Source organism: Geomonas sp. (assembly GCF_035254065.1).
Taxonomy (GTDB): domain Bacteria; phylum Desulfobacterota; class Desulfuromonadia; order Geobacterales; family Geobacteraceae; genus Geomonas.
Genome location: NZ_DATFBA010000054.1, coordinates 1 through 7,225, shown reverse-complemented (window position 1 = coordinate 7,225; position 7,225 = coordinate 1). Strand labels below are relative to the sequence as shown.

Sequence of the window (7,225 nt, the reverse complement as noted above, 5' to 3'; positions counted from 1 at the left end):
GCTCCCCTGAGCCAGGGTGTACTCGGTGCTCCCGCCCCCCACGTCGAAGACTGCCAGGTCGCCGCTCCGGTCGTCCAGGATGGAGGCGACCCCTCTAAGGGTGAGAACGGCTTCCTCGTCGCCGTCGATCACCTCCAGTTGGATGCCCGTCTCACCCTGTACCCTGGCGCAGAACTCCCGCCCGTTCACGGCGTCCCGCACGGCGCTGGTAGCTACCGCCCTCACCTTCTCCACCTGGTGTTTTTCCATCTCGTGGGCGAACTTGGTAAGGGCGGCGACGGAGCGTTGCTGCGCCTCCCCGGAGAGGCCTCGCTCGCGTTTGAAGCCCCCGCCCAGGCGGGTGATGATGCGGTACAAAAGGATCTGGTGATAGGGGTCTTTGGTGGCGATCAGCAGCCTGGCGGTGTTGGTGCCGAGATCAATGGCGGCTACCGGTCGGGTCATGGGCAATCCCTTTCTTTTGGTCGATGATGGAGAAGGTAAGTTCGGCGATCTTTGAGAAGCTCGCGATCATGTCGTTGTAGAGAAGCCCGGCGATGATGCCGCACTTGCCGCTTTTCAGCCTCCTCAGGTGGCTTTGCTCAAGTTCTTCATGAAGGAGTGCGACCTCCTCCTTAAGGCTGGCCAGCTCTTCCCCCTCACCCCCCTGCAGGACACGGTCGCAGAGCGCCACCACTTCCCCCACCTTCACCCCGAAGCGCTTGAGCTCGTCCATCGCGGCGCTGGAAAAGCGTAACCGCTCCTCCTTCTTCCGCAACAGGTACCTGAGCACCGCCTCTCCCTGGTCTCCGATCAGCTCTATCTCGTTCACCATCTGCAGCATGGTGGGAATCTCGACCGCCCGCTCCACCGAGAGCGTCTCCCGCGACAGGGCGATCAGGAACTGGGACATGTCGCGGTGCAGCACGTCGAGTACCACCTCTTTTTCCCTGATCTCGCTGGAGACCTTGGGATCGAAGTCGTCGAACTGGGAGATCAGCTCCTTGAACATGGCGTGGGCGATACTTCCCATGCGCCCGAGTTCTATCCACGCCTGTGCCAGCGCGATGGTGGGGGTCTTGATTACCCTGGTGTCGATGAAGCGGGGCCTTGGCTCGGATTCGGAGCGGCGGGTCGGCAGCAGCGTCTCGGCCGAGCGGGCCAGGAAGCCGATCAAGGGGAGGAAAATGAGGGCGGTGGAAACGGTGAAGATGGTATGCGCGTTGGCAAGCCTGCGGGCGACGAAGGGGCGCATGGTCTCCGGGATGGCCTGGTGGGCGGCAAGCTCGAGGTGCCCGGGGGAGACGAAATCGATGGCCCGTAAAAAGAGCGGGAAGAACAGCAGCGCCAGGGCGATGGCGGCGCCGTTGATGGCAAGGTAGATCAGCACCGAGCGCTTGGCGGTAAGGCTGCCGCCGATGGAGGCGATCAGCGGGATCAAGGTGGCGCCGGCCACCTCGCCGATCACCATGGCGATGGAGGCGTCGTAGGGGAAGATGCCGGCCGAGGCGAAGGCGATCACGATCCCCAGGGTGGCGCTTCCCGACTGGACCAGGAAGGTGAGCAGCGCTCCGAGCAGGACCGCCATCAGCCGCAAGGAGAGGATCTGCAAGTGGAAGCTCGCCAGGATGGCGCTCTGCCGAAGCGGCTGGCAGGCCTGCTCCAGGATGAAAAGGCCGAAAAAGACCAGCCCCACCCCGAGGAGCACCCCTCCCAGGTTGGAGAGCCTCCTGCTGCGTGAGAAGAAGGAAAGGAAAACGCCGATGGTGATGGCGGGGAGAGCGAGGGCGGTAACCCGGAAGGCGATGAACTGGATGGCGATGGTGGTGCCGATGCCGGTCCCCAGCAGGACCCCCAGGGCCTGGTAGAGGGAGAGCAGCCCGGCGTTCACGAATCCTACCACCAGCACCGAGGCGGCGCTGCCTGATTGCAGCAGGGAAGAAAGACAGCTGCCGATCAGCGGCGCAGTGAGCCGGTTGGCGGTGCCCCGTTCCAGCACGCGCCGCAAGCGTTCACCGGTGACCTTCTGCAACCCCTCCGACATGGTGCGCATGCCATAGATGAAGAGGGCCAGGCCGCCGAGGCCGGTAATGAAAGGATTCAGGATAAGGTCGAGATTTAGTGGCGTCAAGACCGGTAGGTCTCCATGTGCCGATGGGAAGAGGGAAAAATCGAGATTAAGATTAAGGTTGAGATTACGGTTGAGGTCGCCGGCCGGCTTAAGATCGACACCGGATGCCGATAGGTGATCGTCGAGCACCCGCTAAAGTTACGGCGGGAAGGGGCGATCGCTCCCCTTCCCGCCTTGCTCAACTTGATCTTGCCCTCAACCTCAAACTCGTTTCACTAGTCCTCAGTTTCCGAGCCGGAGACCTTCTCCTTGAGCTCCTTGCCAACCTTGAAGAAGGGGAGTTTCTTCGCCTTTACCGAGATGGATTCACCGGTTTTCGGATTCCTGCCGGTGTAGGCGTCGTACTCCTTGACGACGAAGCTGCCGAACCCCCTGATTTCTATCCTGTCGCCGGACAGAAGGGCTTCCGTCATTGAGTTGAAGACCGTGTTGACGACCTCTTCGGCTTTCTTGAAGGAGAGGGTCTTCTTGGTGGCGAGAGATTCAATGAGTTCCGACTTGTTCATCGCTAACCTCCAGAGCTCAGTTTTTCGCTAGCAACACCCCTTCAGGTACTGCTTGGCGAGGAATTTAGCCTCTTCGGTGCGTCCCTGACTGTTGAGTACCGACACCAGCCGCTCGGCAGCTGACTTGGCCATGGCCGGGTTTTGCAGCGACTTGGACCAGGTATCTATGGCAGTGGTCACGTCGCCGGCAGCCTGCTGGAGATCACCCAGCATCAAAAGCGCCGACTCGGCCTGGATATCCAGTTCCAACATCGTGTTTATGGCGGCAATAGCCTCGGCAAGCCTGCCGGTATCAGCGAGCAGATGGACCTTACCGAAATGGACGGCAGGGTTGGTCGCGTTCAGTTGCAAAGCACGGGCAAGAAGCCTGTCGCACTCATGAACTTGACCGTTCCTGTACATTATAAGCGCCAACTCGTAAATTACAATGTCATTCTCGTTATTTGCCATGAGTCGCTTCAGGATTTCGAACGCTTTGGGGTCGTCTCCGTCATGAATGAGAAGGTAAGCCTCGGCGAACTCATCTCCCATGGCCGCGTACCGCTCGGGGAGATCACCCGGCAACGGCTGGATCAGCAGATGGAAACGTTCCTCGTCGGCGAGGTTCATGTGCGGCACCTCCACCTCTTGGTCGTGATCATGGTGGCCACCGCCGCACCCCCCGCATCCCCCGCCGTGGGCGTGGCCATGGGCGTGCCCGTGACCGTGAGGTTTCTCCTGCTCCACTTTGGGTGCCGGCTTTGCCGCGGTCTGCGCGCTTCTCAGCTGCGCGCGGGCGTTGGCTTTGAGCTCTTCGTCCTGGGCGAGATCGCAGGCCAGAGTGAAGTGGTCGAAGGCCTTCTCCACATCACCGTTTCTCACGCAGTGTTCCCCCTCGGCGAGGTTCAGCTCGGCCAGACGGTTACCGGCAGCGTTGAGCCCTTTACGGATCGTCTCCTGGTCCTGGGCGGCGTCGGCGGGGCAGCAGTTGAGAGCCTCCGTGAACTCCACGCGCGCGTCGGCATAGCGCTCGGCGGCGAGGTACTTCTCCCCTTTGGTCAGATAATGCCGGTGGTCCTTAGCCCTCTTGAAAAATCCAAACATGTGCGGGTCTCCATTTGATTCCAGTGAAAGGTGAACGGTGAAAGGTTAATGGAATAAGTGATCAGTTCATATTTTTACCAGCTCGGTCACGCTCTCCAGGTGGTAGGTCTGGGGAAACATGTCGACCGGCCGCGAGCGGGTGACCCGGTATCCCTGCTGGCCAAGGGTGCCGAGGTCGCGGGCGAGGGTCGCGGGGTCACAGGAAACGTAGAGGATCTTCTCCGGCGAGAGTTGTGCGATCTCCGCGGCGGCTTCGGCACCTCCGCGCGGAGGGTCCAGGAGCACCACGTCGAAGCGCTCGCCGCGCTTGACCATGCGCCGTAGCGCCTGCGAGGCGTCGCTCACTTGGAACGAGGCGTTCTCCACTCCGTTGGCGGCGGCGTTGGCGGCGGCGTCCTCGATGGAGGGGGCGTACCCCTCGATCCCTACCACTTCGCCGACACAACCCGACAGCGGGACCGAGATATTGCCGTTACCGCAGTAAAGGTCCAGGACCCGTTCGCCTCCGGTAAAGCCACCCCACTCCTGGACGGTGCGGATCAGCTCGAGGTTCTGCGGGTAGTTGACCTGGGAGAAGCCTCCCTTGCTGAATCGAAGCCTCATCTCCCTGGAGCCCGGAAACAGTCCGGCGGGGATGAGGTATTCGAGGGAATCGATGCCGAAGACGTGCTCCAGCTGGCGCTTGCCCGCGACCGGACGTGGCGCGCGCCCCCCCTTTCCGCCACTTTTTCGAGGAGGGGTCGCCAAGGTGGACAGGAGGAACAGGCCGCTAACGGAAGGAAGATCCGCACGCGCCTCCCGCAGACGCACCATCAGTTTTGCAGGATCGCCTCCCTTAAAGTGCAGGACCGCGATACTCTTCCCCCCCTCACCCAGCGCAAGGTCGATCTGCGGGATCGCGTTCGGCTCAGGCAGGCGGGCCAGAAGCGGCCGGAGCTCTGCCGCGATCCGGTTCAGCAGCGGATCGGCGATGGCGCAGCCGTAAGGAAGGTCGATGATGTCGTGGGAAGCGCTCTTGAAGAAGCCGAGCACGGTCGCGCCGTTTTTACGGGCGTGCTTGAGCTGGATACGGGAGCGGTAGCCGAGGCAGTTCGGGGAGGCCGCCACCGGAAGGATGCTGTCAGCCTCCAACTTGCCGATGCGGCGCAGGGATTCGGAGAAGATGGCCCCCTTCTGCTTGAGCTGTTCCTGGTAGGGAAGGTGCTGCCAATGGCAGCCGCCGCAGACCCCGAAGGCGGGACAGGGTGGAGCGACCCGCAGCGGAGAACTCACCTCCAGGCCGACGAGTTGCCCCTCGAGAAAGGAGCTCTTCTCTTTGACGATGCGGATACGGGCGCGGTCGCCGGGCGCGGTAAAGGGGACGAAGCAGGCCTTGCCGTCCAGCCGCCCGAAACCGGCGCCGCCGTAGCAGAGTTTTTCTATGGCGACGATGGCCTCACCCATTGGCATGCTGCGGGAGAAAAGCCTTTCTCTTCCCCCTGACCCGGTTCAGTTCGGAGTGGGCGAGCTTTCTGGGGAAGGAGGGCGACTGGAAGTAGCCGAGGGAATGGGTGAGAAAATCGGCGATCACCTTCTCCACCGTCTGCTCGACCGCGGCGGTGGCCACGCCCTGGTGCTCGACCTGCTTAAGGTAGCGGACCGAAGGGCCCAGCAGCTTGAGAGCGGTCTGGCAGTCGGCTGCGTCGTCGAAGAGATCGGCGGTGAGCGGCAGCTCGCAGCTTATCTCTATCCTGACCTGATGGTAATCACCGAAGTAGCGGCGGGTGTGATCGAAGAAACGAAGGGTGAGCCCGTTTGGCAGCGGGACCTCCCTGATCGGCTTTTTCATGTATGACGGTACTCCTTAGAAAATCAGGACATTTTTAGCATGTTGCGGAGATTGTGTAAATAGCGTTGATGTGCAAGATTAAATCGGGCTACCATAGTGAAAAGCGGCTTGCTTTTTTCTTCGCATATTTGTAAACTCACAGATTGTTGAAAAAGTAGCCATCAATACGGCCAGGAGAAAAAATGAGCAAGGAAGAAGCAATTGAGGTAGAAGGAACGGTCATCGAACCGCTTCCCAACGCGATGTTCAAGGTGAAGCTTGAGAACGACCACATGGTGCTGGCGCACATCTCCGGCAAGATGCGGAAGTTCTTCATCAAGATTCTGCCCGGCGACAAGGTCACCGTCGAACTTTCCCCCTACGACCTGAGCCGCGGCCGCATCACCTATCGCGCAAAGTAGCCCTCCACATAGGTCACCGGCGTAGTCAGCCCTCCTCCTCCAAGTTCCGCTTGTCAGCACTCACAAATCGGACCGCATGGACAAGAACAGGCACAGCCACACCCGGGGCCGCAATGCGCTAATTATTTGATACTTTTAACTTATACAGAAAAGGACGAGCCATGTATACCTCAGCGGACCTGAGAAAAGGACTGAAGATCACCATCGACAACGAGCCGTATATCATCACCCACTTCGACTTCGCCAAGCCGGGCAAGGGTCAAGCCCTCTACCGCACCAAGATGAAGAACATGATCACCGGCAACACCCTGGACCGGACCTACCGTTCCGGTGAGACCTTCGAGCCTGCGCACCTCGAGGACCGCAAGATGCAGTACCTCTACAAGGAGGGCGATCACTACTGCTTTATGGACAACCAGACCTATGAGCAGGTGCACGTCAGCGAAGATGCCATCGGCGACGCCAAGAACTACCTGATCGACAACCTGCCGGTCGACGTGCTGCTCTTCAGGGAGAAGGCGATCGGCGTGGACGTGCCGAACTTCGTCAACCTGCGCGTGACCGAGACCAGCCCGTGGGTCAAGGGGGACACCTCCGGTTCCGACTCCAAGCCGGCCACCGTGGAGACCGGCTACGTGCTGCGCGTCCCCCCCTTCATCGAGGAGGGCGAACTGATCGTGATCGACACCCGCACCGGCGAGTACTCCACCAGGGTCAAGGGGTAAGGATGGATCTGAACTGGACCCTCTCCAGGCGCCGCAAAGCGCTCTTGGAGAGGGGCGCCATTTTCAACCGGATACGGAATCATTTCCAGGAAAAGGGGTATCTCGAAGTCGAGACCCCTTTTCGCATTCCTGCGCCCGCTCCCGAGGCCCAGATCGAGGCCATAGCGTCGGCCGGCTGGTTCCTGCAGACCTCGCCTGAGCTCTGCATGAAGCGTCTGCTTTCCGCCGGCTATCCCCGCATCTTCCAGATCTGCCGCTGCTGGCGGGAAGGAGAGCGCGGTGTGCGTCATCTGAGCGAGTTCTCCATGCTCGAATGGTACCGGGCGGGAGCCGACTACCTGCTGCTTATGGAGGAGACCGAGGAACTGGTCAGGGCGGCGGCCGGCAAAGACCGGATCAGCTACCGTGGCCAAGAGATCGAACTGGCCGGCCGCTGGGAGCGGCTAACCGTTGCCGAGGCCTTCCGGCTCTACGGCGGCACCTCGATGGAGAGTGCCTTGGAGAGTGGGCTCTTCGACGAGATCATGGTGGAGCGGATCGAACCACGGCTGGGAAACGGGCGACCCACCTTC

The 7,225-nt window shown here is 60.9% G+C and carries 9 protein-coding genes; 3 read left to right on the top strand and 6 right to left on the bottom strand.

Annotated elements, in window-relative coordinates; all coding sequences use genetic code 11:
* The 6 genes from VJ604_RS02900 to VJ604_RS02875 form a co-directional block, all read right to left on the bottom strand.
* Window positions 1–444, bottom strand: a 444-nt coding sequence (locus VJ604_RS02900; RefSeq protein ID WP_518517899.1) for a Ppx/GppA phosphatase family protein, incomplete at its 3' end; no start/stop codon positions are given.
* Window positions 419–2,110 carry a Na/Pi cotransporter family protein gene (locus VJ604_RS02895; protein ID WP_324079883.1) on the bottom strand — a complete coding sequence of 564 codons (1,692 nt, stop codon included), beginning with the start codon at window positions 2,108–2,110 and terminating at the stop codon, window positions 419–421. The genes VJ604_RS02900 and VJ604_RS02895, both read right to left, overlap by 26 nt.
* A 215-nt stretch (window positions 2,111–2,325) precedes the next feature.
* Complete coding sequence (locus tag VJ604_RS02890; RefSeq protein WP_324079882.1) at window positions 2,326–2,616, bottom strand: HU family DNA-binding protein; 291 nt, start codon at window positions 2,614–2,616, stop codon at window positions 2,326–2,328.
* 27 nt (window positions 2,617–2,643) lie between these two features.
* A complete protein-coding gene (locus VJ604_RS02885) occupies window positions 2,644–3,699 on the bottom strand; it encodes a tetratricopeptide repeat protein (protein WP_324079881.1) in 1,056 nt (351 codons plus the stop codon).
* 66 nt (window positions 3,700–3,765) lie between these two features.
* Window positions 3,766–5,142, bottom strand: a complete 1,377-nt coding sequence (gene rlmD / locus VJ604_RS02880) for a 23S rRNA (uracil(1939)-C(5))-methyltransferase RlmD (protein WP_324079884.1) — start codon at window positions 5,140–5,142, stop codon at window positions 3,766–3,768.
* Complete coding sequence (locus VJ604_RS02875; RefSeq protein WP_324079880.1) at window positions 5,135–5,527, bottom strand: hypothetical protein; 393 nt, start codon at window positions 5,525–5,527, stop codon at window positions 5,135–5,137. The genes rlmD and VJ604_RS02875 overlap by 8 nt, the downstream gene beginning before the upstream one ends.
* A gap of 182 nt (window positions 5,528–5,709) precedes the next feature.
* Between VJ604_RS02875 and infA the strand changes: the two genes are divergently transcribed.
* From infA to VJ604_RS02860, 3 genes are all read left to right on the top strand, one after another.
* Window positions 5,710–5,928 (top strand): translation initiation factor IF-1, encoded by a 219-nt coding sequence (gene infA, locus VJ604_RS02870; RefSeq protein WP_012530490.1) that lies wholly within the window; start codon window positions 5,710–5,712, stop codon window positions 5,926–5,928.
* A gap of 161 nt (window positions 5,929–6,089) precedes the next feature.
* Window positions 6,090–6,653 (top strand): elongation factor P, encoded by a 564-nt coding sequence (gene efp, locus VJ604_RS02865; RefSeq protein ID WP_324079879.1) that lies wholly within the window; start codon window positions 6,090–6,092, stop codon window positions 6,651–6,653.
* 2 nt (window positions 6,654–6,655) lie between these two features.
* Window positions 6,656–7,225: amino acid--tRNA ligase-related protein (locus VJ604_RS02860; RefSeq protein WP_324079878.1), on the top strand; the 570-nt coding region annotated here is incomplete at its 3' end.

Coding starts and splice junctions, on each gene's coding strand:
- VJ604_RS02890 (WP_324079882.1), bottom strand. CDS start 2,616: ATGAACAAGTCGGAACTCATTGAATCTCTCGCCACCAAGAAGACCCTC.
- VJ604_RS02875 (WP_324079880.1), bottom strand. CDS start 5,527: ATGAAAAAGCCGATCAGGGAGGTCCCGCTGCCAAACGGGCTCACCCTT.
- rlmD (WP_324079884.1), bottom strand. CDS start 5,142: ATGGGTGAGGCCATCGTCGCCATAGAAAAACTCTGCTACGGCGGCGCC.
- efp (WP_324079879.1), top strand. CDS start 6,090: ATGTATACCTCAGCGGACCTGAGAAAAGGACTGAAGATCACCATCGAC.
- infA (WP_012530490.1), top strand. CDS start 5,710: ATGAGCAAGGAAGAAGCAATTGAGGTAGAAGGAACGGTCATCGAACCG.
- VJ604_RS02885 (WP_324079881.1), bottom strand. CDS start 3,699: ATGTTTGGATTTTTCAAGAGGGCTAAGGACCACCGGCATTATCTGACC.